The following is a 25737-nucleotide window of genomic DNA, read 5'->3' as shown; positions in this document are numbered from 1 at the left end:
CCTCCGCTGGCCGGAGGCGGCGTCGTCTCAGGCTGCGGACGCCTCCTCGCGGAGCCGAACGCTCCCGCGCTCGATCACGTAGGTCCGGTCGAGCAACCCATGCAGATGGGTATCGTTCGACTCGGCGACCAGCACGGACATGCCCTCGCGCTTCAGGTCGGACAGCACGTCGACGATCCGTCGCGCCAGCACCGGCGCAATGCCCTCGGTCGGCTCGTCGAGCAGGAGCAACCGCCGGCCGACCATCAGGGCCCGTGCCAGGGCCACCAGCTTCTGCTGGCCGCCGGACAGGCTGGTGGACGGACGACTGCGGAACTCCTTCACTTCGGGCATCAGCCCATAGACCCACTCGAGACGCTCCGCCGCGTTCTCGATGCCGGTCGACCAGACCGGCAGCATCACGTTCTCCTCGGCGGTCAGGGCCGGCACCAGCTTGCGGTCCTCCGGCATGTAGCCGACCCCGAGACGGGCGCGCTCGAAACCCGGCCGCGGCAGGAGTTCGTCCTGCTCGAACGCCAGGCGGCCGCTCTGGGTCTTCAGCAGCCCCATGACGGCCCGCATCAGCGTGGTCTTGCCGGCGCCGTTGCGCCCGATCAGCCCGCACATGGCGCCGGTCGGCACCTGCAGGTCGACGCCCCGAAGGATCGGCACCGCCCCGATCGAGACGTCGAGACCCTCAACCGCGAGCATCGCTCACCTCCTGTGCGCCGTCCTGCAGCGCTCCGGCCTGCAGCAGGGTCTGGTTGTGCAGGTCGTCGCCGATCACGAACTCCTTCACCTTCGGGTCGGCCAGCGCCTCCGCGGGCGGCGCATCGCAGATGATCTCGCCCTGGTAGAACGCCAGCACCCGGCTGACGTACCGGCTGACGATCTCCATGTCGTGCTCGACGAACAGCACGGTGACCCCCTCCTCCTTCAGGGCCCCCATGACGATATCCATCAGCGGGAACTTCTCCTCGACGGAGATGCCCGAAGTCGGCTCGTCGAGCAGCAGGACCTTGGGCTGCGCGACCATGGCCATGGCGATGTCCAGCAGCTTGCGGATGCCCTGAGGCAGCGTGCTGGCCGGCTGGTCCCGGTAGTCCTGCATCTGGTACCGGCGGAGGATCGCGTCCGCCCGTTCCTCTCGCGCTCTGACGCGCAGCGGCAGCAGCACGCCGAGCCCGTGGGCATCGGCTATGCCGAGCGCGATCATCAGGTTGTCGAACACCGTCGCGGTCATGAACACCTGGGCCACCTGGAACGAGCGGCAGATTCCCAGCCGGGTTATCTTCCGGGGCGCCAGGCCGGTGATGTCGCGGCCGTCGAACCGGATCCGGCCGGTGCTCGGCGGAAGCCAGCCCGTGACCATGTTCACGAACGTGGTCTTGCCGGCTCCGTTGGCGCCGATGATGCCGACGATCTCGTGCTTCGCGACCGAGACGTTGATGTCCCGGGCCGCGGTCACGGCGCCGAACGTCTTGTTGACGCCGACGGTCTCGAGGATCGCGCTCATGGCTCCACTCCCCGTCGCCCGGCCAGCCGGCTGAGCACCGACCAGACGCCGCCGGGCAGGAAGAAGATGATCAGCAGCAGGGTGCCGCCGACGATCAGCTGCCAGGCATAGGGCACGAGCTCGAAGGCGTAGGTGCGCAGCAGCTCGAAGATCAGCGAACCGATGAACGGGGCGGCGACGCTCCCCGGGCCGGACAGGATGGTGACGAACACCAGCTCGCCCGAGACCGTCCAGTTCACCATGGATTCGGGATCCACCTGACCGAGCGAGATCGCCATGAAGCCGCCACCCAGGCCGGTCAGTGCCGCCGACATCACGTATTTTCCGTGGATCGCCTCGGCCGCCGAATAGCCGAGGTACTCGACCCGGATCTCGTTGTCGCGCACCGCCGTCGTCAGGCTGCCCAGGATCGAGCCCAGATAGCGGTGCACCAGGACCGCCGTCAGCCATCCGATCGCGCACACCCCGAGGAACAGCGCGGTGAGCTTCACGGCCGCGTCGTCGGTTCCGATGCCCAGAAGCGTCGGCTGTTCGACGTTGAACCCGTCGGTCGAGCCGAGCGCCTCGGTCTTCACCAGGATGCCGAACAGCACCATGGAGAACGCGAGGTTCAGCATGGCGAAGAAGATCTCCCGGTACCGGCGAACGATGAATCCGAGGAGGAACCCGACAAGCGCCGAAGCCAGCGTCGCCGCCGGCAGCGTCACGAGCACCTCGCCGATCCCGTAGTTCCGGCCCAGCAGCGCCACCGTGTAGGCGCCGAGACCGAAGTACAGGGCATGGCCGAACGACACCAGGCCGGTTCGCCAGAGCACCAGCAGTCCGACGACCGCGAGAGCCCGCGAGAACGCGACCAGGATCTGGTTCAGCAGCCAGTCGGGAAGCACGAAGACGCCCAACAGCGCCACGGCGACGAAGCCGACTGTCAGCCCGAGGGTGGTACGGTCACTGGTCAGTGCCATTTGCCCGTCCCCTCAGATCTTGCGCGCTTTGGCGGGCGCGAACAGGCCCTCGGGACGGAAGATCAGCACCGCCGCCATGACCGCATAGACCACGAACAGTTCGATCTCGGGCCATTGCAGTACTGCGTAGGCGCGGAGCATGCCGACCAGCAGCGCCCCGATCGCGGCCCCGGGGATGCTGCCCAGTCCGCCGATCACGACGACCGCGAAGGACAGCACGATGACCTCGACGCCGAAGCCGGGTGCCACCGAAATCGTCGGGGCGATGTAGGCGCCCCCGAGCGCGCCGAGCACGGCACCGGCGACGAACACCGTATAGAACACGCGCGGGACGTTGATCCCCATCGCGACAGCAAGTTCGCTGTCGTAGATGATGGCGGTCACGAGCTTGCCCCAGTGGGTACGGTTGAGCACCGCCCAGGAGATCAACCCGATCACCAGGCTGACGACGATCATCGAGAGCTTGTAGCCGTCCTGGTGGATCCCGCCGATCTGCACGCCCGGCATGGCGTAGGTCGGCTGATAGGCGAAGTACGGATCGACCCCGAACACCAGCAGGATGACGTCCTCCAGGACCAGGAACAGGCCGAATGTGGCGAGCACGATGAGAACCTCGTCGCGCCCGTACAGGTTCTTGATGATGGTCCGCTCGATCGCCGAACCCAGGATCAGGCCGACGATCAGGGCGGCGATCGGGATGGCGACCATGGTTCCGAGATCGGACACCCCCATGGTCGAGAACTCGCCGATCAGGAACGCGCACAGATACGCTCCCCACGCATAGAACGCGCCGTGCGCCACGTTCAGGATCTTCAGCACCCCGAAGATGACCGTCAGGCCGAGCGAGACGATGAAGAGATAGGATGCGTACCCCAGTCCCTCGACCAGGATCGTCAGAAGGAGATTCATTCGGTCATTCCCGACCAGATGTATCCGGCGTTCCGCCGGACCCAGGGAATGGGGTGGCGGCCCGGACCGCCGCCACCCCGACGCGAGGCCGAAATGCTCAGATCAGCACTTGGCGCCGGGCATCCCCTTGGTGATCCAGTCGACGCTGTTCACGCCGTCCGGCGGCATCACGCACTCGGCCGGATAGAACTTGACGTCGGTGACGCCGGGCTCGGCGTCGTCGGCGTTCCACTTGGTGATGCCGTAGACGTTCTCGGTGATCGCCTGGTGACCGCCGGCCAGGGCCAGCTTGACCGTGGTCGAGAAGCTCTCGAACTCCATCCCCTTGAACGAGGCGATCACCTGATCCTGGGTCGGGAACCCGCCCGCTGCCGCCGCCGCCTTGTCATAGGCGATCTTGGTCGCCAGGACGGCCTGGGCGTACTGGTACGCCGGCCCGGACGGATACGTGCCGTAACGGTCAAAGTAGGTCTTGATGAACCACTCGTTCAGCGCGGTCTTGCGGTCGCGGACCAGGATCCCGTAGGGGCCGCGGGCGCCGAGGATGACGCCGTCGGGCATCTTCTTGCCGAGCCGGTAGGCCGCGGTGCCGCCGACCGTGAGGATCACCTTCTTCTGCTTGAACAGCCCGCGCGGCGTGGCCTGGAAGATGAAGCCCTCGAGGTCGCCGTCCCAGAACGAGGAGTGCACCAGTTCGGCCGCGTCGAGCGACAGCGCGGAGATCTCCGAGCCGTACTGGCCGGCGAAGATCTTCGGGAACTGGACCTTGTCGGACTGCGCGGCATCCGGCATCAGGACCTTCATGCTCAGCTCGAAGTCACGCCAGCTGTCCTGACCCCAGGCATAATTCTGGTTGATCCCGGTGTACGACTTCACAGCCGGGAACATGTCCTTGATGTAGTGCGCGGCCGCCACGTTGTCGGCGGTGGCGTGGCTCATCGTCCGGAAGATGTACTGACGCTCGCCGTCCTCGAACACCCGCGGCGTGCCGCAGACCGCGAACACCGTCAACGTCTTGAGTTCCTCGACCACCGGCGCCAGCGCAGCGCAGGATCCGGACGAGATGTAGCCGATGACGGCATCGACGTTCCGCTTCTGGATCAGGTTGCGGTACTCCGCCACCTGCTTGGTGTTGCCGCCGCTCTCGTCGACGAACTCGACGTTCACGGTCGCGCCGGCGAAACCCTTGCTGTCATAGGGCGCCGGCAGCTTCCCGGCATTGATGGCGTCGATCACCATTTCGGCGCCGTTGCGCGCCGGCACGCCGAACGGCCCGGCAGCCGGCCCCGACAGGAAGGCCGGCACGGCGATCGACACCGCGTCCTTCGCGAGCGCCGGAGCCGCGGCCGCGAGCGCTGCCGCGACCGATACGCCGATCGCTCCGATCATTGTTCTGTTCGTCATCTCCGTCCCCTTTCCGGAAGCCCGGTACCGCGAAACCAAATCCCTGTCCGCGCGGGCGGTTGACCCGCCCGTCTTTCCCGCCTCGTAGCGGGGGCGAAATGGAACCACGCCCGGGGGCAACATGCAACGCGGGGGACCGCTTGCCAGGGCGGGGGATCGGGGGTTACTCAGTTTCCAAAGCTACACGAATGAACGAGGGAGACGCCCCATGGGTGTGCAGCAGAACTACATCGGCGGTGAATGGGTGGACGGCGCGGCCGAGCGCGACAACATCAACCCGTCCGATCTGGCCGACGTCGTCGGCACCTACGCCCAGGCCGACGCGGCCGCCGTCGCCCGTGCAGTCGACGCTGCCAAGGCGGCGGCACCGGGCTGGAACCGCTCGACCCCGCAGCAGCGATACGACGTCCTCGAATTCGTCGGCAACGAGATCATGGCGCGGCGCGAGGAACTCGGCCGGCTGCTGTCGCGCGAGGAGGGCAAGACCCTGCCGGAAGGCATCGGCGAGGCGACCCGCGCCGCCCAGATCTTCAAGTTCTTCGCCGGTGAGGCGCTCCGCATCCAGGGCGAGAAGGTGCAGAGCGTCCGTCCCGGCGTCGACGTCGAGATCACCCGCGAGCCGGTCGGCATCGTCGGGATCATCACCCCGTGGAACTTCCCGATCGCGATCCCGGCATGGAAGATCGCGCCCGCCCTCGCCTACGGCAACTGCGTGGTGTTCAAGCCGGCCGACCTAGTCCCCGGTTGCGCCTGGGCGATCGCCGAGATCCTCTCGCGCTCCGGACTCCCGGCCGGCGCCTTCAACCTGGTGATGGGCCGCGGCTCGGTGGTCGGCGAGGCGATCCTGACCAACCAGGCGATCGGCGCGGTGTCGTTCACCGGCTCCGTCGATACCGGCAAGCACGTCGCCGCCACCTGCGCCGCACGGCTGGCCAAGGTCCAGCTCGAGATGGGTGGCAAGAACCCGATGGTGGTGCTCGACGACGCCGATCTCGACGTCGCGGTCGGGGCGGCGGTCAACGGCGCGTTCTTCTCGACCGGCCAGCGCTGCACCGCCTCGTCGCGACTGGTCGTGACCGAGGGCATCCACGACCGCTTCGTCGACGCCATGGTCGCCAAGATCAAGTCGCTGAAGATCGACGACGCGCTGGAGGCCGGCACCGACATCGGCCCGGTGGTCGACGAATCACAGCTGGCCCAGGACATGAAATACCTGGAGATCGGCCAGAGCGAGGGCGCCAAGCTGGCGTTCGGCGGCGAGCGCCTCAACCGCTCGAAGGAAGGCTTCTACCTGCAGCCGGCGCTGTTCACCGAGACCAGCAACGCCATGCGGATCAACCGCGAGGAGATCTTCGGCCCGGTCGCCACGGTGATCCGCGTGAAGGACTACGACGAGGCGCTCGCAGTCGCCAACGACACCGCCTTCGGGTTGTCGGCCGGCATCTGCACGACCTCGCTGAAGCACGCCAGCAACTTCAAGCGCAACGCCGAAGCGGGCATGGTGATGGTCAACCTGCCGACCGCCGGCGTCGACTACCATGTGCCGTTCGGCGGCCGGAAGGGCTCGAGCTACGGCCCGCGCGAGCAGGGCCGCTACGCCGCCGAGTTCTACACCACGGTCAAAACCGCCTACACCCTGCCGTAACCGGCGGGACGCTCAGGCCGCCTCCCCGTTGCTGGACATGCCCTCGGGGAGGCGGGCCTTCTCCAGCTTCGCACCGGCGAAGCTCGCCCCGGTGACCGGGCAGCCGACCAGCCGTGCGTGACTCAGGTCCGCGCCGTCGAACACCGCGTCCACCAAACTGGCGCCGCCGAAGTCGACCCGGCTGAAGCACGCCCCGGTCGCCCGCACGCCGGACAGGTCAGACTGCCATTCGCCCTTTGTCTCGCCACTGCGCGGGTCGACGAGTTGCATGGCGATCAGCGACGCGCCCTGCAGGTCGGCGCCTTCCATCGCCGCCCCGCGGAAGTTTGCGCCGCGCAGGTCGGAACGTCCCATCTGCGCCTCCGACAGGATCGCGCCGCCGAACTTCGCGAACCGGAACGAGCAGCGCCTGAGGTTGGCGCCCGCCAGGTTGGCGCCGGTGAAATCGGCCGCCGAGAGGTCCGCCCCCGAGAGATTGACGCCGCTCAGGTCGCGGCCGGCGAAGCTGGCCGGCGTTCCCTTCCGGCCGCCCGAACTGATCCAGGCAAAGTGCGCGATCACCAGTTCGCGCACTTCCGGCGCCAGCTGCTCCATGTCGGACGCGATCACGCAGTCGGTCAGGTTGGCGCCGGACATGTCGGCACCGTCGAGATGACAGGACCGCAGGTCGGCGCCGGTCAGGTCGGTGTTGGAGAGCTGCGCGTCGGCGAAGTTCACCTCCTGCAGGTTGGCGCCCCGCAGGCTGGAGTTCGTGAAGGTCGCGTGCTGCAGGTTGGCGCCCTTCATGTTGGCCTTGTCCAAGGTGGCGCCGTCGAAATGCGCACCGCGTGCCGTCACGCCCATCAGGCTGGCCCGCGCGAGGTTGGTCCGGACCGCCTTGATGTTGTCGAGATCGGCCCCGTCCAGCTTGGTCGCGATGTCCGATCCGTCGGCGGATCCGACCGTCGTCGAGCGGAAGTCGGCATCGGTGATGTCGGCCGACGCGAGCTTCGCCTGCTCCAGATCGGCACCGCGCAGATCGGCCTTGATCAGCTTGGCTCCGCTGAGGTCGGCGGCGCGCAGCTGCGAGCCGGCCAGCGTCGTCTCGGACAGGTTCGCCCCGACGAACTGCGCGCCCCGGAAATCCGCGGCCGACATCAGCGCCCGACGCAGATCGACGCCGTTCAGCAGCGCACCGTTGTACCGGCCGCCGCGCATGTCGGCGCGCTGACCACCGGGGTAGTTGTTCAGGAAGTTCCCGTGACGGCGGATCAGCTCGGCCGTCTTCCAGTCGACGTTGTTCGGGTCGAAGGCCACGGTCTAATCCCTTCAGTTCCGACGGTAAGTCCTGCGACCGGTTCCGTAACGACTACTTTACCAGAAATCACTCCGCCTCCCCAATCCGGGGGGTCGCCGCCGGCCGGGTCTCGAACACCATCTGAAAGCGATCGGCGGCATGGCGGACATGCGACGCCTGCAGCGGCGTCCCGTCGCCGGCGACGTTCAGGCTCTCGACGTAGAGAATCGGCCGGGTTCTCGGCTGCTCCAGCAGTTCCGCCTCGGCGGCGTCCGGCATCCGGGCGGTAACCTTGGTGACGGCGCGTTCGTAGTCGCCGAAACCGTGACTCTCCATCAGACGGGTAATTGAACCGCTGCCGGTCGACCTGTATTCCGCGTCGAATCGCGGGAACAGCCTGGCCGGGAACCAGTGTTCGCCGTACGAAACCGGCCGGTCGTCGACCTTGCCGAGGGTCCGCAGGTGGATCACCTGCGCACCGATCCGGATCCCGAGGGCCTCGGCGATCTCCCGGCTGGCGCGCTGGCGCTCGAAGTCGATGGCATGGCCGCCCGGCGACCGGTTGACTCGCCGGACATTCTCGGTGAAGCGCGTGCGGCGGCCGATCAGGTACTCCAGGACGTTCTCGCGCACGAAGATCCCGCGACCCTGCTCGACCCGCACGAGGCCGCGGTCCGACAGCCCGCCGATCGCTCGGCGCACGGTATGACGGTTGACCCGGAACCGGGCAGCCAGCTCGGCCTCGGTCGGCAGGCGACTGCCCTCGCCGCGCGCGCCGCTGCGGATCTCATCGGCGAGGCTCTCCTCGATCTGCCGCCAGACCGCCACGCCGGACTCCCGGTCGATCACCGACACCAGGCACCCTCCCCGTCATCAAAACTTCACGCCAGTGGCCTTTACAGCCCCGGAGTTCGGCGCCATAGTCCGGAAAATTGATATGGATGTCTAGACAAATCTGGAAGTCGTCCATGGCCAACAGACGATCACCCGCCCCGACCGCCGAGCAATCGGCCGAACGCCGCGCCCGACAACGCTGGATGTCGGTGCTGGCGAAAGCCGACTTCGCCGACCTGGACGCGCTGTGGAACAACCTTCCGTCGAAACCGGCCTGGACCGTGGTCCGCGCGCCGGAAGTCGGGATGGTCATGACCCGCGGCCGCGCCGGCGGCACCGGCCAGCGCTTCAACCTCGGCGAGGTGACGGTCACGCGCTGCGCGGTCCAGCTCGAGTACGGCGCCATCGGGTTCGGCTATGTGATGGGCCGCAACCGGCGGCACGCCGAATTGGCGGCCGCGGTCGACGCGATGCTGCAGACTCCCTCGCGGCGCGACGCGCTGGAGCGGGCGATCATCGCGCCGCTGACCCTTCGGCTCGAGGAGAGCCGGCAGAAGCGGAGCCGCAAGGCGGCCGCCACCAAGGTCGAGTTCTTCACGATGGTCCGGGGGAGCTGACCGATGGCCGACACGATCGACATCCGCCCGGGTTTCGCCGACCCGGTGGCCGCCTCCCAGAAGGTGTTCCGGGCCGTACTCGACGCCATGTCGCGTCCGGGTCGCATCGGGACGATCGACGAGACGATCGAGCCGCCCGCCCCGCTCTCGGTCGGTGCGGCGTCGCTGCTGCTGGCGCTGGCCGACCACGACACCCCGCTCTGGCTCGCACCGGAGATCCGCACCCCGGCGACCGCGGCATTCCTGCGCTTCCACTGCGGCAGCCCGCTGACCGACGACCCCGGGGAGGCCGCCTTCGCGGTCGCGACCGGCGACAGCCTGCCGGCGCTCGACGGCTTCAGCGTCGGCGACGACGCCTGGCCGGAAACCTCGACCACGGTGATCGTGCAGCTCGACGAGTTGACCGAGGGCTCCGGCCTCACGCTCACCGGTCCCGGGATCGCGACGGAGCATCGCCTGGCGGTGACCGGGCTGCGCGATGGGGTCTGGCCGGAATGGACGGCCAACGGCGCGCTGTTCCCGCGCGGGATCGACCTCGTCCTGGTCGCGGACCGCCGGATCGCCGCCCTGCCCCGCACCACCGCCGTCCGCACGGAGGACTGAGCCATGTACGTAGCCGTCAAGGGTGGCGACCAGGCGATCGAGAACTCCCAGAAGCTGCTGGCCGAGGAGCGCCGCGGCGATCCGCGGGTGCCGGAACTGACCCTCGCCCAGATCCGCGAGCAGATGTCGCTGGCGGTCGACCGGGTGATGACCGAGGGCTCGCTGTACGACCCCGAACTGGCCGCGCTGGCGATCAAGCAGGCGCGCGGCGACCTGGTCGAGGCGATCTTCCTGCTGCGGGCCTACCGGACCACCCTGCCCCGCTTCGGCATCGGCGAGCCGATCGACACCGCGGCGATGGCGGTGCGGCGCCGGATCTCGGCGACCTACAAGGACCTGCCCGGCGGGCAGCTGCTGGGCGCCAGCTTCGATTACACCCACCGCCTGCTGGACTTCGCGCTGGCCGCCGGCGACGAGCGGCCGGTCGCCGAGATTGCGCCTGAGGGCGTCGAGCCCGGCATGCCGCACGTCGCCGACATCCTCAACCACGAGGGCCTGATCGAGGCCGAGGAGCCGGACGCCGACGACGCGCCGGTATTCGATCTGACGCGCGAGTCGCCGCGCTATCCGGCCGACCGCGCCGCCCGCCTGCAGAACCTGGCGCGTGGCGACGAAGGCTGGCTGCTCGGCCTCGGCTACTCGACCCAGCGCGGCTACGGCAACAACCACCCGTTCGCCGGCGAGATCCGGGTCGGCGAGGTCGCCGTGGAGTTCGCGCCGGAGGAGCTCGGCTTCCCGATCGAGATCGGCGAGATCACCGTGACCGAGTGCCAGATGGTCAACCAGTTCAAGGGCTCGGCCAACGTTCCGCCGCAGTTCACCCGCGGCTACGGCCTGACCTTCGGGCACTGCGAGCGCAAGGCCATGGCGATGGCCCTGGTCGATCGGGCGCTCCGGGCCGACGAGTTCGCCGAGCCGATCGAGGCGCCGGCCCAGGACGAGGAGTTCGTGATGGCGCACTCCGACAACGTCGAGGCGTCCGGCTTCGTGCAGCACCTGAAGCTGCCGCACTACGTCGACTTCCAGGCCGAGTTGGTCACCGTCCGGGCCCTGCGCCGAAAGGCCGGACTGGCTGTCGACGGCCCGGACTCCGCCGTCCCCGACGCCGCCGAGTGAGCCCCCCGATGAGCACCGTGATTCCGCATCCGACCGCCAGCACGGCGACCGAGGCGACCCAGGCCCGAATCGAGGGCTACAACTTCGCCTACCTGGACGAGCAGACCAAGCGGATGATCCGCCGCGCGATCCTGAAGGCGGTCGCCGTGCCCGGCTACCAGGTCCCGTTCGGCTCGCGCGAGATGCCGCTGCCCTACGGCTGGGGCACCGGCGGCATCCAGGTGACGGCGGCGGTGATCGGCCCCGACGACACCCTCAAGGTGATCGACCAGGGCGCCGACGACACCACCAACGCCGTCAACATCCGCCGTTTCTTCGCCAAGACCGCCGGGGTCGCCACCACCGACCGCACGGTCGACGCCAGCATCATCCAGACCCGCCACCGGATCCCCGAGACGCCGCTGACCGAGGACCAGATCCTGGTCTACCAGGTGCCGATCCCGGAGCCGCTGCGCCAGCTCGAGCCGCGCGAGTCCGAGACCCGCAAGATGCACGCCCTCGAGGAGTACGGGGTGATGCACGTCAGCCTGTACGAGGACATCGCCAAGTTCGGCCGCATCACCCGCTCCTACAACTACCCGGTCCGGGTCAACGGCCGCTACGTGATGGCGCCGTCGCCGATCCCGAAGTTCGACAACCCGAAGATGGACCGCATGCCGGCCCTGCAGCTGTTCGGCGCCGGCCGCGAGAAGCGGATCTACGCGGTGCCGCCCTACACCGAGGTGAAGTCGCTGGACTTCGAGGACCATCCCTTCGAGGTCGAGACCTGGGAGGAGAACTGCGCCCTGTGCGGCGCCGGGGACAGCTACCTCGACGAGGTGATCGTCGACGACCAGGGGACCAAGATGTACGTCTGCTCCGACAGCGACTACTGCCGCGAGCGCCGGGAGGCCGGCCATGTGGGCGACGGCGGTCCGAACAGCGGGGGCCCGCAATGAGCGCCCGCGATCCGCTGCTGCAGGTTCGCGGCCTGACCCACCGCTACGGCCGGCAGGTCGGCTGCCGCGACGTCTCGTTCGACCTGCATCCGGGCGAGGTGCTGGGCATCGTCGGCGAGTCCGGCTCCGGCAAGACCACGCTGCTGAAATGCGTGTCCGGGCAGATGCAGCCGAGCGAGGGCGAAGTCGCCTACCGCACCCGCGACATCGGGACGGTCGACGTCTACGGCATGACCGAGGCCCGGCGCCGCATGCTGATGCGCACCGACTGGGGGATCGTGTACCAGAACGCCCGCGACGGCCTGCGCATGAAGGTCTCGGCCGGCGCCAATGTCGGCGAGCGGCTCATGGCGATCGGCGAGCGCAACTACGGCCACATCCGCAACGAGGCGGTCGACTGGCTGGAGCGGGTCGAGATGGACATCGGCCGGATCGACGACCTGCCGGGCACGTTCTCCGGCGGCATGCAGCAGCGCCTGCAGATCGCCCGCAACCTGGTGACCAAGCCGCGGCTGGTATTCATGGACGAGCCGACCAGCGGCCTCGACGTGTCGGTGCAGGCCCGCCTGCTCGATCTGATCCGCGGCCTCGTCGGATCGCTCGGCATCGCCTGCGTGGTGGTGACCCACGACCTCGGCGTGGTGCGGCTGCTGTCGCACCGGCTGATGGTGATGAAGGGCGGCCGGGTGGTCGAGCAGGGCCTGACCGACCAGGTGCTCGACGACCCGCAGCACCCCTACACCCAGCTCCTCGTCTCCTCGATCCTGCCGGTGTGACGCCATGACGACCTCTCCCGATACCCGCGTCCTGGAAGCCGGCGTGATGATGAAGGCCGAGGGCCTCGCCAAATCGTTCGTCCTGCACAACCAGGGCGGCGTCCGGCTCGACGTGTTCAGCGGCCTGGACCTGGAGGTCGGCCGCGGCGAGTGCCTGATCCTGGCCGGCCCGTCCGGCGCCGGGAAGTCGAGCCTGCTGCGCTCGCTGTACGCCAACTACAAGCCGCAGGCCGGCTCGGTCCTGGTCCGCCACGACAACACCGTGGTCGACCTGTGCTCGGCCGAGCCCTACGAGATCCTCGAGGTGCGGCGCCGCACCCTCGGCTATGTCAGCCAGTTCCTGCGGGTGATCCCGCGGGTGCCGACGATCGACCTGGTGGTCGAGCCGCTGACGGTCCGCGGCGTCGACCCGGCCGAGGCCCGCGAGCGCGCCGGCACCCTGCTCGCCCGGCTGCGCATCCCCGAAGCGCTGTGGGGGCTGCCGCCGGCCACCTTCTCCGGCGGCGAGCAGCAGCGGGTGAACATCGCCATGACCTTCGTGCAGGACTATCCGATCCTGCTGCTCGACGAGCCGACCGCCTCGCTCGACCTGGAGAACCGCCGGACCGTCACCGACCTGATCGACGAGGCCCGCCGACGCGGGGCGGCGATCGTCGGGATCTTCCACGACGCCGAGGTCCGCGCGGCCGTCGGCACCCGCTCCTACGACCTGACAGAGAGGAAGGCCGCATGACCGCCGAGGTGATCCTCACCAACGTCAGGGTGGTCCTGGCGGACGAGATCGTGCGCGCCTCGGTCCGGGTCGCGGACGGCCGGATCGCGTCGGTCGATCCGGGGACCACGTCGGTTCCGGGCGCCCAGGACCTCGACGGCGACTACCTGATGCCGGGGCTGGTGGAGCTTCACACCGACAACCTGGAGAAGCACATCCAGCCGCGCCCGAAGGTGCACTGGCCGACCTCCTCGGCCCTGCTCGCCCACGACACCCAGGTGGTGGCGGCCGGCATCACCACCGTGCTGGACGCCATCGCCGTCGGCGGCACGCTCAGCGACGACATCCGCGACCACATCGTGCGGGAATCGGCCGAGGCGATCCGGAGCTTCCGGGCCGCCGACCTGCTGCGCGCCGATCATCACCTGCACATGCGCTGCGAGGTCGCCAACAAGGACGTGCTGCGGCTGTTCGAGCCGTTCAAGGACGACCCCCTGGTCCGCCTCGTCTCGCTGATGGACCACACGCCCGGCCAACGGCAGTTCGTCGACATCGACAAGCTGCGGATCTACTACCAGGGCAAGCACAACATGACCGAGGCGGCGTTCCAGCAGCTCATCAGCGACCGCAAGGAGTCGCAGAAGCTGTACTCGGAGAAGCACCGCCGGATCCTGGTCGAGATGGCGCGCGCGTCCGGCCACACCATGGCCAGCCACGACGACGCGACCGAGGAGCATGTCGACGAGGCGGCCGAGCTGGGGCTGACGATCAGCGAGTTCCCGACCACCATGACCGCCGCCAGGGCCGCCCGTGCCAAGGGCCTCCGGACCATCATGGGGGGGCCGAACGTGGTCCGCGGCGGTTCGCACTCCGGCAACGTATCGGCCGGCGAGCTGGCCCAGGCCGGGGTGCTCGACGCGCTGTCCTCCGACTACGTGCCGGCGAGCCTGCTGCACGGCGCGCTGCTGCTGCACGAGCGCCACGGCATGACCCTGCCCGGCGCGGTCGCGACGGTGACCCGCAACCCGGCCGACATGATCGGGCTCGACGACCGCGGCCGGATCGAGGCCGGGACGCGGGGCGACCTGATCCGGGTGCGGATCCTCGACGACGGCGTCCCGGTGGTGCGCCGGGTCTGGCGCCAGGGCACACAGGTGCTGTGATGGCCACGTCGGCGATAATAGCCAAGAAACTGTCCCCGGACGGTCCCTGGATCCATCCGGAGGCGAACGTCGTCGCCTCGACCTTCGGGGCCTGGACCGAGGTCGGCGCCCGCACCTCCGTCGTCGAGTCGTCGATGGGCGACTACAGCTACGTGGTCAGCGACAGCCAGATCATCTACGCGACCATCGGCAAGTTCGCGAACATCGCCTCGCACAGCCGCATCAACCCCGGCAACCACCCGCACTGGCGGGCCTGCCTGCACCATTTCCAGTACCGCTCGGATGACTACGGCCTGGGCGAGCGCGACGACTCGTTCTTCGACTGGCGGCGCTCGACCCCGGTGACCCTCGGCCACGACGTGTGGATCGGGCACGGCGCGGTGATCATGCCGGGCGTCACCGTCGGCACCGGGGCGATCGTCGGCTCCGGCGCCGTCGTCACCAGGGACGTCGAGCCCTACACCATCGTCGCCGGTGTTCCCGCCAAGCCGATCCGGCGCCGGGTGTCGGAGAGGACCGAGGCGAAGCTGATGGCGATCGCCTGGTGGGACTGGACGCACGACATGCTGCGCGAGCGCTTGGGCGACTTCCGCTCGCTCGACGCCGATGCCTTCGCAGCGAAGTACGCATGAGTGCCGACGGCCGTCCCGGCCTGCTGGTCCTGGTCGTCGGGCCGTCGGGGGTCGGCAAGGACACCCTGATCGACGGGGCCCGCGCGGCACTCGCCCACGACCCGGCCATCGTGTTTCCCCGCCGCGAGATCACCCGGCCGGCCGACGCCGGCGGCGAGGACCACCGGCCGGTGACGCCGGCGGAGTTCCGTGCCCGCCGTTCGAGCAACGCCTATGCGCTGGCCTGGGAAGCGCACGGCCTCGGCTACGGCGTGCCCGCGACGATCCTCGACGACCTGGACGCCGGCCGGACCATCGTCGTCAACGTGTCTCGGGGCATCATCGACACCGCCCGCCGCCTAGCGCGGGTGCGTGTCCTCAGCCTGACCGTGCCGGCCGAGATCCTGCGCCGGCGACTGGCCGCCCGCGGCCGCGAGACGGTGGAGGACATCGAAGCGCGGGTCGCCCGAGCGACCGCCTTCGCCGTCGCCGGGCCGGACGTGGTGACCGTCGTCAACGACGGCTCGATCGAGTCCGCGCTCGCCCGGGTGATCGACGCCATCCGCTCGGACGCGCACGCACAGGGCGTGTCATCGTTCTGACGCATCAACGACTCTGAAACTTCACGCCTGAGTCACCGTCCGGTTACCCGCCGCCGATACCTACCGCGTTGCAACAAGCACGCAGCCGCCGATCCCGTGGATCGGTTTCCTGATGGCCGCGCGCGCAGCAGCGGGACGCGTCGATGCTCGAAATCCACAGCCTGGAAAAGCGGTTCGGCTCGGTCACCGCGGTCGACCAGGTCTCGCTGAAGATCCCGGACGGCCAGATGGTCGGGATCATCGGCCGGTCCGGCGCCGGCAAGTCGACCCTGCTGCGGCTGATCAATCGCCTGGCCGAGCCGACCGGCGGACAGATCCTGTACGCCGGCGACGACGTCTCGGCGCTGCGCGGCCGCGAGCTGATGGCCTGGCGGGCCCGCTGCGCGATGATCTTCCAGCAGTTCAACCTGGTGAACCGGCTCGACGTGATCACCAACGTGCTGCTCGGCCGGCTGAACTACCACGGCTTCGCCTCGGCGATGCTGAAACGCTTCACCCCGGCCGAACGGGCGTTCGCGATCCGCGCGCTCGACCGCCTGGACATCGCCCAGGCCGCCCTGCAGCGCGCCGACACCCTGTCCGGCGGCCAGCAGCAGCGCGTCGCGATCGCCCGCGCCCTGATGCAGGAGCCGAAGATCCTGCTCGCCGACGAGCCGATCGCCTCGCTCGATCCGCGCAACGCCACCGTCGTGATGGACGCGCTGCGCGCCATCAACCGCGAGGAAGGCATCACCGTCGTCTGCAACCTGCACACCCTCGACACCGCCCGCGCCTACTGCGACCGCATCGTCGGCATGGCGAGCGGCGCCGTGGTGTTCGACGGCCCGCCCGCCGAGCTGACCATCCAGGCCGCCCGCGAGATCTACGGCGTCGACGGCCTCGACGAGGCGCTGAGCGAAAGCGTGACCTCGACCTCGATCGGTCCGGCCCCGGGGGCTGCCGGATCGACCAGCGCGCCTTCGACGCGCACTGCGGCCGCCTGATCGCACCGCAGCCCACTGCCCCAGCTCACGGAGGTATTCCATGATCGGACGTCGCACTCTCGGCGTCGCCCTCGCCGGTTTCACGGCGCTGGCGGCCCTGTCGACCGTCGCCCACGCGGCCGACGACTGGCGCAAGCAGGTCCCGGTGTTCCGGGTCGGCATCCTCGGCGGCGAGAACGAGGCCGACCGGCTGAAGAACTACGCCTGCTTCAAGGAGCACATGGAGAGCCGTCTCGGCGTTCCGGTCGAGCTGTACCCGGCCTCCGACTACGCCGGCGTCATGCAGGGCCTGATCTCCAAGAACCTGGAATACGCCAGCCTCGGGTCGTCGGGCTACGCCGGCATCTCGATCCAGGAGCCGGAGGCGGTCGAGCCGATCGTCACCACCGAGCAGGTCGACGGCTCGCTCGGCTACTACTCGGTGCTCTACGTCCGCGCCGACAGCTCGTACCAGTCGGTCGAGGACCTGAAGGGCAAGACCCTGGCGTTCGCCGACCCGAACTCCACCTCGGGCTACCTGGTGCCGTCCTACGAGCTGAAGCAGCAGGGCTACACGGCCGACAAGTTCTTCGGCAAGACCGGCTTCGCCGGCGGTCACGAGCAGGGCGTGGTCGCGGTGCTGAACAAGCAGTACGACGCCGGCGTGACCTGGACCTCCGGGGTCGGCGACGAGGCCAAGGGCTACTCGCGCGGCAACCTGCGCAAGATGGTCGACAAGGGCGCGCTGGACATGAAGGACATCCGGATCATCTGGAAGTCCAACCGCATCACCAACGGCCCGGTGGTGGTCCGCAAGGACGTTCCGCAGGAGTTGAAGGACCTGGTGCGTGGCGTCCTGGTCAGCCTGCCGCTCGAGGACCGGCCGTGCGCCGAGGCGGTCGCCGGTGGCAAGCTCAACGGCTTCCAGCCGATCGGGCACGACTTCTACAAGACCATCATCGAGATGCGTCGCGAGCTGCAGAAGGCTCGTCGCGGCTGATCGATCGACACGCGGACCGGCCGGTCGGGACAACCCGGCCGGCCGACCGTCTCGCCGTTTTCCAGTCCTTTCCCGGAGGATCGCGTGAGCAGCCAGACCCTGGCGGATCCGGACCACGGTCCCGGCCCCTCACCGGTCGACCGCTTCGAGCGGCACCGCGCCGAACTGCATCGCGAGCGGCAGGTCAAGACCGCACTGTACGGCGCCCTGTTCCTGGCCGCGCTCGCCGGCTCGATCTACATCAGCCACTTCTTTCCCGGCCGGCTGATCGCCGGCGCGCCGAAGATCGGCGACTACCTGTACGACATCCTGCCGGTGCTGAGCGCCGAGCACCTGTTCGCGGGCACCAAGACCGAGGGTTCGCTGGCCTACTGGTACTTCAACATGCCGAAGTATCTGCAGCTCCTGCTCGAGACCGTCAACATGGCGCTGTTCTCGACGCTGCTCGGGACGGTCGGCGGCTTCCTGATGTGCTTCGCCGCCAGCCGCAACCTGGCCCCCAACGGCTGGGTCTACTTCGGGTTCCGCCGTGTGATGGAGTTCTGCCGCTCGGTGCCGGAGGTGATCTTCGCCATCCTGTTCGTGTGGGCCGTCGGCATCGGCCCGCTGGCCGGCATCCTGGCGATATCGATCCACTCGGCCGGCGCGCTCGGCAAGCTGTTCTCCGAGGTCAACGAGAACGTCGACCACAAGCCGATGGAGGGCATCCGCGCCGCCGGCGGCACCTGGTTCGACGAGATCCGTTTCGGCGTCGTGCCGCAGGTGCTGCCGAACTTCACCAGCTACGCGCTGCTGCGTTTCGAGATCAACATCCGGGCCTCGTCGATCATCGGCTTCGTCGGCGCCGGCGGCATCGGCCAGGAGCTGTACTACGTCATCAACTTCAACTTCTACGAAGAGGTCAGCGCCCTGGTGCTGCTGATCGTTGCCACGGTGACCTGCGTCGACCTGCTGTCGGCCCGCGTCCGTTACCGCTTCATCGGCAAGGAACAGCTGGCATGAGCTCGTCCGTCGCGACCATGACCGCCGCCGAGATCGCCGCTTTGCGCGAACGCTTCCCCGAGGCGCTGTCGGTCGACCGGCGCCGCCGCTGGACGCACCGCGCCGTCGCCGCCGGCATCGTCGCCTACATGGCGTTCTGCGTCTGGGTGTTCGACATCACGGTCGAGCGGCTGTTCGGCGGGCTCGGCAAGATGTGGATCGTGGTCCGCTCGATGCTGGTCTGGAAGGACATGGCCAGCTGGGACTACCTCGGGATCTTCCAGGGCCTGGCCGAGACCCTGGGGATGGCGTTCCTCGGCACCTTCGTCGCGTCGCTGTTCGCCGTCGTCATCGGCTTCGCCGCCGCCCGCAACGTGGTGCCGAACCGGATCATCCACCACCTGGTCCGCCGGTTCCTGGACCTGCTGCGCGGCGTCGACACCCTGATCTGGGCGCTGGTGTTCGTGCGGGCGGTCGGGCTCGGGCCGCTGGCCGGCGTGCTGTCGATCATGGTCAGCGACACCGGCACCCTGTCCAAGCTCTACTCGGAAGCCGTCGAAAACGTCGACCGCAAGCCGATCGAGGGCGTCCGCTCGACCGGCGCCGGCAACCTGAAGGTCTACCGCTTCGGCTACCTGCCGCAGGTCCTGCCGGTGTTCCTGTCGACCTCGCTGTACTGGTTCGAGAGCAACACCCGCTCGGCGACCATCCTCGGCATCGTCGGAGCCGGCGGCATCGGCATGCAGCTCTCCGAGCGCATGAAGGTGCAGTACTGGGATCAGGCATGCTTCATCATCGTGCTGATCCTGCTGACCGTGGCGATCATCGACACCGGCTCGAAGTGGATCCGGCTGAATCTGATCGGCAGGCGCGAGCTCTGAGACTCGCCGTTTGAACCGTCGTTTCAATCGGACTTGCGCCCCCGGTCGAACCGTTTAAGTTCGCCGGGCCATGACGAAAGAGATCGATTACGTCCTCGGGGACGCGCTGCCGGAGCCGGGAACGGCGATCGAGGTGGCGGACGGCGTGCGCTGGGTGCGAATGCCCCTGCCCTTCGCCCTCAATCACGTGAACCTGTACCTGATCGACGACGGCGACGGCTGGGTGCTGGTCGATTGCGGGCTCGGCGACGACACCACCCGCGAGCTGTGGACCAGGGTCCTGGAGACCCAGCTCGACGGTCGGCCGATCACCCAGGTGATCGTGACCCACTATCACCCCGACCACATGGGCAACTGCAGCTGGATGCTGGAGCATTCGGAGGCCGAGCTCTGGATGACCCGCTCGGAGTGGCTGTCGGCCCGCGCGATCCGGCTCGACGACACCCAGGAACTGCTGGACGGCATCGTCGCCTTCTACCGCAAGACCGGCCTGTCGGCCGCCGACGTCGCCGACATGCGGACCCTCGGCAACAGCTACCGCCGGATGGTCGGCCCGATCCCGCTGACCTTCCACCGCCTGGCCCCGGACACCGTGCTGGAGATCGGCGGCCGGCGCTGGACCGTGGTGATCGGCTCCGGCCACTCGCCCGAGCACGCCTGCCTGTACTGCCCGGAGGCCGGCCTGATGATCGGCGGCGACTTCCTGCTGCCGCGGATCTCGCCGAACATCTCGGTGTGGTGGAACGAGCCGGACGGCAACCCGCTGCAGGACTACATGCGGTTCCTCGATTCCCTCGACCCGATCGCCGACGACACCCTGATCCTGCCGTCGCACGACCGGCCGTATCGCGGCGTCAAGCCGCGGGCGCTCGACCTGTCGGCGCACCACGACCGGCGGCTCGACCTGACCCTGCAGGTGTGCGCCGTCCCGTCGACCGCGATCGACGTCATGAACGCCATGTTCCAGCGCAAGATGGACGCCCACCAGGTCCGCTTCGCGGTCGGCGAGTCGCTGGCCCACCTCAACCTGCTGATCGACCAGGGCCGGATGAGCCGGCAACTCGGCGAGGACGGCGCCTGGCACTACCTGGCGGTCTGACGGCCAGCCCGGCTCGCCGCTGTCGCGGCGTCCGGGATGAGGAATCGGGGAAAACCCACAACCACCCTCATCCCGGACGTCGCGGCGAAGCTGCGACGATCCGGGATCTAAGCGACCGTCTCAGGTGCGACGCCAGGTCGGTTTCGCGGCAAGCGCGCGGCGCATGGCGCCCAGCGTCGCGGAATCACCCCGGTTCGACGATGCCGCTGACCAGGTTGCGGCGGTACAGCGCATCCTCGTCGAGCCAGGGCTCGGCCGGGCCGAAGCGCTCGACGATCCGGTCGATCCGCTCCTCCAGCACCCGGCGGGCGGCTTCCGCCTCCTCGACCTCGACCCGGGCGAACCGCAGGGCGTCGCCCGGCCGCAGCCGGCCCAGCCGCGGCACGTCGGCCGAGACCACGGTGCCGAGCTTGGGGTAGCCGCCGGTCGTCTGGTGGTCGGCCAGCAGCACGATCGGCCGGCCGTTGCCGGGAACCTGGATGGCGCCGGTGGCGATCCCGTCCGAGACGATGTCGTGGCCCTTGGCGTGCGCCAGCACCGGGCCGTCGAGCCGCATCCCCATGCGGTCGGCCTCGCGGGTGACCCGGTACTCGCTGGCGAAGAAGGCGGCGGTGCTGTCGGCAGTGAAATAGTCGTCCTGCGGGCCGAGCACGACCCGAACGGGGCCATTGTCGCGCCGCCAGGAGCGGTCGGCGCAGCGCAGTTCGGCCCGGTCGTCGGCCTCGCCCCGGTTCAGCGGCAGCAGGTCGCCGTCGCGAAGCGCCCGTCCGTCCAGCCCGCCGATCTTCGCGCGGGTATAGGTCGACAGGCTGCCGTAGACCGGCTCGAGGTCGAACCCGCCCTGCACCGCCAGATAGGCGACGCCGGTGTCCGACAGGCTGCCGACCCGGAACCGGCGTCCGCGGCTCAGCAGGATCGACTGATGCGACGGGGCTTCGACCTTGCGGTCGCCCAGGATCTCGACCGGTGCGTCGGTCCCGACCAGGGCCACGCGCACGGAACCGGTCTCGACCTCGACGGTCGGCCCCATCACCCGCAGCTCGATGACGGCGGTATCGGCCGGATTGCCGACCAGGGCGTTGGCGATCCGCAGCGCCACCGGATCGAGCGCGCCAGCCGGCGGCACCCCCAGGTGCTGGACGTGCGGCCGGCCGTGGTCCTGCAGGGTCGGCGCGAAACCGGCCGAGACGATCCGCAGCCCGCTCATGCCCGGTCCTCCGCCTCGACCGGCGCAAACGCGGTGTCGCCGGCTTCCATCCTGTCGCGCAGCTCGTCGTAGGCGTCGCGCCCGACCGGCACGAACCGGACCCGGTCGCCGGCCTGCAGCAGCACCGGCGGGTCGCGGTGCAGGTCGAACAGCGCCACCGGGGTGCGTCCCAGGAGGTGCCAGCCGCCCGGCGATTCCAGCGAGTAGACGTTGGTCAGGTTGGTGGCGATCGCCACCGATCCGGCGGGAACCCGCACCCGCGGCTCGCTGCGGCGCGGCAGCTCCAGCTCCGGCGGGATGATGCCGAGATAGGCCAGCCCCGGCATGAACCCCATCATGAAGGCCTCATACCCGGTGCCGGCGTGCAGCTCGACCACGCGCTCGGGCGACAGGCCGGTGCGCTTGGCGACGTCCTCGAGGTCCGGCCCCATCTCCCCGCCGTACAGGGTCGGGAACTCCCACAGCCGCCCGACGACCGGAGTGCCGCCGGTATCGGCCATCAGGTCCCGCAGGCGCTCCTCGACCGCCCGGCGCGACGTGACCGTCGGGTCGTAGTGCACCATCAGCGAACGCAGGGTCGGCACCAGGTCGACGAGGCCGGGCAGACCGGCCGCCCTTGCGGCTTCGCCGAGCCGCATGACCCGGTGGTTGATCGCCGGGTCGACGGCGTTGCCGAACTCGACCACCAGCGCGGCGTCGCCGGCCGACAGGAAACGGGGAGCCGGACGCGGTTCGGAGTTGGTCTCGGTCATGGACCTGGGCCGTCGGTTGGGTGTTAACTTGCCGGGCCGCGGCGCGGCACCGGCTCCACGATCCCTAGGCTGAGCAACGCATGACACGCAAGGTCAATCTCAACGCCGACATGGCCGAGGGCTTCGGCGCCTACGACATCGGCAACGACACCGCCCTGCTCGACATCGTCACCTCGGCGAACGTCGCCTGCGGCTTCCACGCCGGCGACCCGAACGTCATGGACCGGGTGTGCAAGCTGGCCAAGCAGAAGGGCGTGTCGGTCGGCGCCCACCCCGGCTTCAACGACCTGTGGGGCTTCGGCCGCCGCGCGATGGCGATGCCGGCCGGCGACGTCGAACGCATGGTGATCTACCAGATCGGCGCCCTGCAGGCGATCGCCGCCGCCAACGGCATGAAGGTCACCCACCTGAAAACCCACGGCGCGCTCGGCAACATGGCGGCCGTCGATGCCGACCTGGCGATGGCGGTGGCCCGGGCCATGAAGGCGGTCGACCCGTCGCTGATCTTCCTGGTGCCGACCGGCTCCGAGCTGCTGAACGCCGCCCGCAAGGCCGGCCTGACCTACGCGTCGGAAGTGTTCGCCGACCGCACCTATACCGACGACGGCGACCTGACGCCGCGGCGGCTGCCGAACGCGATGGTCCACGACCCGGCCGAGGCGGTCGAGCGCGTGCTGCGCATGGTCGAGGACCAGGAAGTGGTGTCGACCAGCGGCAAGCGGATCCCGGCCGAAGTGCACAGCATCTGCGTGCATGGAGACGGCCCGACCGCCGTCGAGTTGGCGACCGCGGTGCGCAACGGGCTCGAGGGGGCCGGCGTGGCGGTCGTCACCCTCCCGGAGCTGGGGCTGTCCTGAACGCCGGTCCGCCGGCGACGGACTGAAGCGCCGCCGCCCAGAACCGTCGCCCGCAGGACAGCGGGACGCTCGCTGCCCCGCAAAGGTTGCCGGGAGAAGCACAGCAGGAGGTTCGAGCGCCATGACCAGTCCCGCCTTCGGGAAGGCCGAGTATCAGGCCCGCGTCGCGGCCGCCAGGAAACGGATGGCCGATGCCGGCATCGACGTGCTGGTGGTCACCGAGCCCGCCAACATGTGCTGGCTGACCGGTTACGACGGCTGGTCGTTCTACACCCCGCAATGCCTGCTGGTGGCCCAGGCGCTCGACGAGCCGGTGCTGATCGTGCGCGGCATGGACGCCAACGCCGGCAAGGTCACCACCTACCTCGATCACGGCAACATCCTCGGCTATCCGGACCACTACGTGCAGCAGCCGGACCGGCACCCGATGGACTGGGTCGCCGAGGAGATGGGCCGGCGGGGCATCGCCAAGGGTTCGCTCGGCCTGGAAATGGACAGCTACTATTTCTCGCCGATGGCCTACGAGCACCTGAAGGCCGGGCTGCCGAACTGCCGGGCGGTCAACGCCAACAACCTCGTGAACTGGTGCCGCAGCATCAAGTCGCCGGCCGAGATCGCCTACATGCGCGAAGCCGCCCGCATCGTCGAGCGGTCGATGGCGGTCGGCATCGAGAACGTCAGCCCGGGCACCCGGCAATGCGATGCCGTCGCGGCGATCTACGACGCCCAGATCCGCGGCGCCGGCGGTGTCGGCGGCGACTATCCGGCGATCGTGCCGATGCTGCCGACCGGGATAGGGGCGTCGACCCCGCACCTGACCTGGTCGGACGAACGGTTCAAGACCGGGGAAGCGACGATCCTGGAACTGGCCGGCACCCGACGGCGCTACCACTGCCCGATGGCGCGCACGGTCTCGCTCGGCAAGCCCCCGCAGAAGCTGGCCGACGCCAGCGCGGTGATCTGCGACGGCATCGCCGCTGCGCTGGAGGCGGCCAGGCCGGGCGCCACCTGCGAGGAGGTCGAACAGGCCTGGCGCCGGGAACTGGCGAAGTCCGGCTTCGAGAAGGAGAGCCGCATCGGCTACTCGGTCGGCCTCAACTACCCGCCGGACTGGGGCGAGCACACCATGAGCCTGCGCCCGGGCGACCGCACGGTGATCCGGCCGAACATGGCGTTCCACATGATCCCGGGCCTGATGCTGGACGACTGCGGGATCGAGATCTCGGAGTGCTTCCTGATCACGGAGACCGGCGCCGAATGCCTGTGCGACTTCCCGCGCCCGCTGGTCGTCAAGACCTGAGCCGCCTACGCGGCTCCCTGCCGCGGTCCCCGTCGGGCGGTCAGGGTTGGTCCAGGTATTTCGGCATCGCGTCCCGGAGGATCCGGTCGCGCAGCTCGCCGACGAGGTCCCAGATCGCCGTGGCCCGCTCCGGGTGTCCCGAAACGTACTGGTGGCTCAGCATCAGGTAGTACGGCTTCTCGCGCAGCGGCGGGCCGACCTTCTCGACCCCGGTGATGCCGGCAGTCGTCAGGTAGGCGTCGGCGACCGCCTCGTGATCCGCGACCCCGTCGATGCGCCCGGCCCGCAGCATCCGGAAACTGTCGGCGGTCGTCCGTAGTTCGACGACACTTGCCCCGAGCTCCCTGAGGTCCCGGACGATGGAATAGTTGAGGTTGGCGCCGATCGGCCCGTCCAGGTTGACGAACCGTTCGCCGGTCCAGTCCAGCGCGCTGCCACGCGGCTTGTAGAGCGTGTAGGACAGGGTGGCGAGGCGACGCGACGGGTCGGGCCGGCCGTTCCGCATCGGGTAGACGCCGAAGGTCTCCCTGTCCGGGCTGTGGGAGTACAGAAGCGCCGCGTCGACGTGGCCGGCCTTGAGCTCGGTCAGAACCCGCAGCCCGGGCATCCGCACGAACCGGATGTCGATGTCGAGATGCCGCCCGACCTCCCGCATCAGTTCGACCGTCAATCCGGGCGGCTCCGCCAGCGCCTCCCCCTCGCCCACGACATAGGGGTGGGCCCCGCGATCGTTCAGCCCGACCGTCAGGGCGTCGCGCGCCGCGGCCGGTCGCGCTACCGCCGCCGTCGTCAGCAGGATCGCCGCCAGCAGCATCGCCACTGGCAGGATCGCCGCCGGCAGGATCGCCGCCGGTGTCATTCGGCGTCGCATGGTTCCCTCCCGCAAGAGCTGGTCGCCGGCATCAGGAAAACTGCCTGCGACGAACGAAATCTAGCAGCCGGACTCCCGCTCGGGATCGACTGTCGCGACGACTGATCTTGCAATGCAGCAAAACGTGAGTACATTCCGCGCAACTCTCCGCTACGGAAACCCTA

The 25737-nt window shown here is 69.1% G+C and carries 27 protein-coding genes; 17 read left to right on the top strand and 10 right to left on the bottom strand.

Annotated elements, in window-relative coordinates; genetic code table 11:
* Positions 1 to 27: 27 nt before the first annotated feature.
* The 5 genes from IE246_RS08415 to IE246_RS08395 all read right to left on the bottom strand — a co-directional run bounded on the left by IE246_RS08415 (position 28) and on the right by IE246_RS08395 (position 4770).
* Positions 28 to 690: an ABC transporter ATP-binding protein gene (locus tag IE246_RS08415; RefSeq protein WP_189988507.1), complete on the bottom strand. Its 663-nt coding sequence runs from the start codon at positions 688 to 690 to the stop codon at positions 28 to 30.
* Positions 677 to 1495 (bottom strand): ABC transporter ATP-binding protein, encoded by an 819-nt coding sequence (locus IE246_RS08410; protein WP_189988506.1) that lies wholly within the window; start codon positions 1493 to 1495, stop codon positions 677 to 679. The genes IE246_RS08415 and IE246_RS08410 overlap by 14 nt, the downstream gene beginning before the upstream one ends.
* Positions 1492 to 2457 (bottom strand): branched-chain amino acid ABC transporter permease, encoded by a 966-nt coding sequence (locus IE246_RS08405; RefSeq protein WP_189988505.1) that lies wholly within the window; start codon positions 2455 to 2457, stop codon positions 1492 to 1494. Before IE246_RS08405 ends, IE246_RS08410 begins: the two co-directional genes overlap by 4 nt.
* Positions 2458 to 2469: 12 nt before the next feature.
* On the bottom strand, positions 2470 to 3366 hold the full coding sequence (locus tag IE246_RS08400) for a branched-chain amino acid ABC transporter permease (protein ID WP_189988504.1): 897 nt from the start codon (positions 3364 to 3366) through the stop codon (positions 2470 to 2472).
* A 102-nt stretch (positions 3367 to 3468) separates the two neighbouring features.
* Entirely contained in the window at positions 3469 to 4770 is a 1302-nt protein-coding gene (locus IE246_RS08395) for an ABC transporter substrate-binding protein (protein ID WP_229836686.1), read from the bottom strand.
* Positions 4771 to 4978: 208 nt separating this feature from the next.
* Between IE246_RS08395 and IE246_RS08390 the strand changes: the two genes are divergently transcribed.
* Positions 4979 to 6415 (top strand): aldehyde dehydrogenase family protein, encoded by a 1437-nt coding sequence (locus IE246_RS08390; RefSeq protein ID WP_189988503.1) that lies wholly within the window; start codon positions 4979 to 4981, stop codon positions 6413 to 6415.
* A 12-nt stretch (positions 6416 to 6427) separates the two neighbouring features.
* On the opposite strand, the gene IE246_RS08385 is transcribed toward IE246_RS08390, so the two are convergent.
* Both IE246_RS08385 and phnF read right to left on the bottom strand, forming a co-directional pair.
* Positions 6428 to 7711 carry a pentapeptide repeat-containing protein gene (locus tag IE246_RS08385; RefSeq protein ID WP_189988502.1) on the bottom strand — a complete coding sequence of 428 codons (1284 nt, stop codon included), beginning with the start codon at positions 7709 to 7711 and terminating at the stop codon, positions 6428 to 6430.
* A gap of 67 nt (positions 7712 to 7778) precedes the next feature.
* Complete coding sequence (gene phnF / locus IE246_RS08380) at positions 7779 to 8546, bottom strand: phosphonate metabolism transcriptional regulator PhnF (protein WP_229836677.1); 768 nt, start codon at positions 8544 to 8546, stop codon at positions 7779 to 7781.
* A gap of 113 nt (positions 8547 to 8659) precedes the next feature.
* Here phnF and phnG point away from each other — a divergent pair, with 113 nt between their 5' ends.
* The 14 genes from phnG to IE246_RS08310 all read left to right on the top strand — a co-directional run bounded on the left by phnG (position 8660) and on the right by IE246_RS08310 (position 20586).
* A complete protein-coding gene (gene phnG / locus IE246_RS08375) occupies positions 8660 to 9142 on the top strand; it encodes a phosphonate C-P lyase system protein PhnG (protein WP_189988501.1) in 483 nt (160 codons plus the stop codon).
* A 3-nt stretch (positions 9143 to 9145) separates the two neighbouring features.
* Positions 9146 to 9745, top strand: a complete 600-nt coding sequence (gene phnH, locus IE246_RS08370) for a phosphonate C-P lyase system protein PhnH (RefSeq protein ID WP_189988500.1) — start codon at positions 9146 to 9148, stop codon at positions 9743 to 9745.
* A 3-nt stretch (positions 9746 to 9748) separates the two neighbouring features.
* On the top strand, positions 9749 to 10861 hold the full coding sequence (locus tag IE246_RS08365) for a carbon-phosphorus lyase complex subunit (protein WP_189988499.1): 1113 nt from the start codon (positions 9749 to 9751) through the stop codon (positions 10859 to 10861).
* 8 nt (positions 10862 to 10869) lie between these two features.
* Positions 10870 to 11799: an alpha-D-ribose 1-methylphosphonate 5-phosphate C-P-lyase PhnJ gene (locus tag IE246_RS08360; protein ID WP_189988498.1), complete on the top strand. Its 930-nt coding sequence runs from the start codon at positions 10870 to 10872 to the stop codon at positions 11797 to 11799.
* Positions 11796 to 12575 (top strand): phosphonate C-P lyase system protein PhnK, encoded by a 780-nt coding sequence (phnK, locus tag IE246_RS08355; RefSeq protein WP_189988497.1) that lies wholly within the window; start codon positions 11796 to 11798, stop codon positions 12573 to 12575. Before IE246_RS08360 ends, phnK begins: the two co-directional genes overlap by 4 nt.
* Before the next feature lie 4 nt (positions 12576 to 12579).
* On the top strand, positions 12580 to 13308 hold the full coding sequence (phnL, locus tag IE246_RS08350; RefSeq protein WP_189988496.1) for a phosphonate C-P lyase system protein PhnL: 729 nt from the start codon (positions 12580 to 12582) through the stop codon (positions 13306 to 13308).
* Positions 13305 to 14450 (top strand): alpha-D-ribose 1-methylphosphonate 5-triphosphate diphosphatase, encoded by a 1146-nt coding sequence (locus IE246_RS08345; protein WP_189988495.1) that lies wholly within the window; start codon positions 13305 to 13307, stop codon positions 14448 to 14450. The genes phnL and IE246_RS08345 overlap by 4 nt, the downstream gene beginning before the upstream one ends.
* A complete protein-coding gene (locus tag IE246_RS08340; RefSeq protein WP_189988494.1) occupies positions 14450 to 15082 on the top strand; it encodes a DapH/DapD/GlmU-related protein in 633 nt (210 codons plus the stop codon). Before IE246_RS08345 ends, IE246_RS08340 begins: the two co-directional genes overlap by 1 nt.
* The gene (gene phnN, locus IE246_RS08335) at positions 15079 to 15663 is read left to right on the top strand and encodes a phosphonate metabolism protein/1,5-bisphosphokinase (PRPP-forming) PhnN (protein ID WP_189988493.1); all 585 of its coding nucleotides are present in this window, start codon (positions 15079 to 15081) and stop codon (positions 15661 to 15663) included. Before IE246_RS08340 ends, phnN begins: the two co-directional genes overlap by 4 nt.
* Before the next feature lie 143 nt (positions 15664 to 15806).
* The gene (gene phnC, locus IE246_RS08330) at positions 15807 to 16646 is read left to right on the top strand and encodes a phosphonate ABC transporter ATP-binding protein (protein WP_189988492.1); all 840 of its coding nucleotides are present in this window, start codon (positions 15807 to 15809) and stop codon (positions 16644 to 16646) included.
* Between the two features lie 40 nt (positions 16647 to 16686).
* Positions 16687 to 17625 carry a phosphonate ABC transporter substrate-binding protein gene (gene phnD / locus IE246_RS08325; protein ID WP_189988491.1) on the top strand — a complete coding sequence of 313 codons (939 nt, stop codon included), beginning with the start codon at positions 16687 to 16689 and terminating at the stop codon, positions 17623 to 17625.
* Between the two features lie 84 nt (positions 17626 to 17709).
* Complete coding sequence (gene phnE / locus IE246_RS08320) at positions 17710 to 18627, top strand: phosphonate ABC transporter, permease protein PhnE (RefSeq protein WP_229836676.1); 918 nt, start codon at positions 17710 to 17712, stop codon at positions 18625 to 18627.
* Entirely contained in the window at positions 18624 to 19487 is an 864-nt protein-coding gene (gene phnE / locus IE246_RS08315; protein ID WP_189988490.1) for a phosphonate ABC transporter, permease protein PhnE, read from the top strand. The genes phnE (IE246_RS08320) and phnE (IE246_RS08315) overlap by 4 nt, the downstream gene beginning before the upstream one ends.
* 70 nt (positions 19488 to 19557) lie before the next feature.
* Complete coding sequence (locus IE246_RS08310; RefSeq protein WP_189988489.1) at positions 19558 to 20586, top strand: MBL fold metallo-hydrolase; 1029 nt, start codon at positions 19558 to 19560, stop codon at positions 20584 to 20586.
* Between the two features lie 184 nt (positions 20587 to 20770).
* On the opposite strand, the gene IE246_RS08305 is transcribed toward IE246_RS08310, so the two are convergent.
* Together IE246_RS08305 and pxpB are read right to left on the bottom strand one after the other, a co-directional pair.
* Positions 20771 to 21793: a 5-oxoprolinase subunit C family protein gene (locus IE246_RS08305; protein WP_189988488.1), complete on the bottom strand. Its 1023-nt coding sequence runs from the start codon at positions 21791 to 21793 to the stop codon at positions 20771 to 20773.
* A complete protein-coding gene (gene pxpB, locus IE246_RS08300) occupies positions 21790 to 22545 on the bottom strand; it encodes a 5-oxoprolinase subunit PxpB (RefSeq protein WP_189988487.1) in 756 nt (251 codons plus the stop codon). Before pxpB ends, IE246_RS08305 begins: the two co-directional genes overlap by 4 nt.
* Before the next feature lie 80 nt (positions 22546 to 22625).
* On the opposite strand from pxpB, the gene IE246_RS08295 reads away from it, so the two are divergent.
* Both IE246_RS08295 and IE246_RS08290 read left to right on the top strand, forming a co-directional pair.
* Positions 22626 to 23402: a LamB/YcsF family protein gene (locus tag IE246_RS08295; RefSeq protein ID WP_189988486.1), complete on the top strand. Its 777-nt coding sequence runs from the start codon at positions 22626 to 22628 to the stop codon at positions 23400 to 23402.
* A gap of 121 nt (positions 23403 to 23523) precedes the next feature.
* A complete protein-coding gene (locus IE246_RS08290) occupies positions 23524 to 24702 on the top strand; it encodes a M24 family metallopeptidase (RefSeq protein ID WP_189988485.1) in 1179 nt (392 codons plus the stop codon).
* Between the two features lie 40 nt (positions 24703 to 24742).
* Here IE246_RS08290 and IE246_RS08285 read toward each other — a convergent pair whose 3' ends face one another.
* Positions 24743 to 25573: a substrate-binding periplasmic protein gene (locus IE246_RS08285; protein WP_189988484.1), complete on the bottom strand. Its 831-nt coding sequence runs from the start codon at positions 25571 to 25573 to the stop codon at positions 24743 to 24745.
* Between the last annotated feature and the right edge of the window lie 164 nt (positions 25574 to 25737).

The sequence above is a fragment of the Thalassobaculum fulvum genome, assembly GCF_014652915.1.
Classification (GTDB): domain Bacteria; phylum Pseudomonadota; class Alphaproteobacteria; order Thalassobaculales; family Thalassobaculaceae; genus Thalassobaculum_A; species Thalassobaculum_A fulvum.
This window is presented reverse-complemented; position numbering and strand designations above follow the sequence as displayed.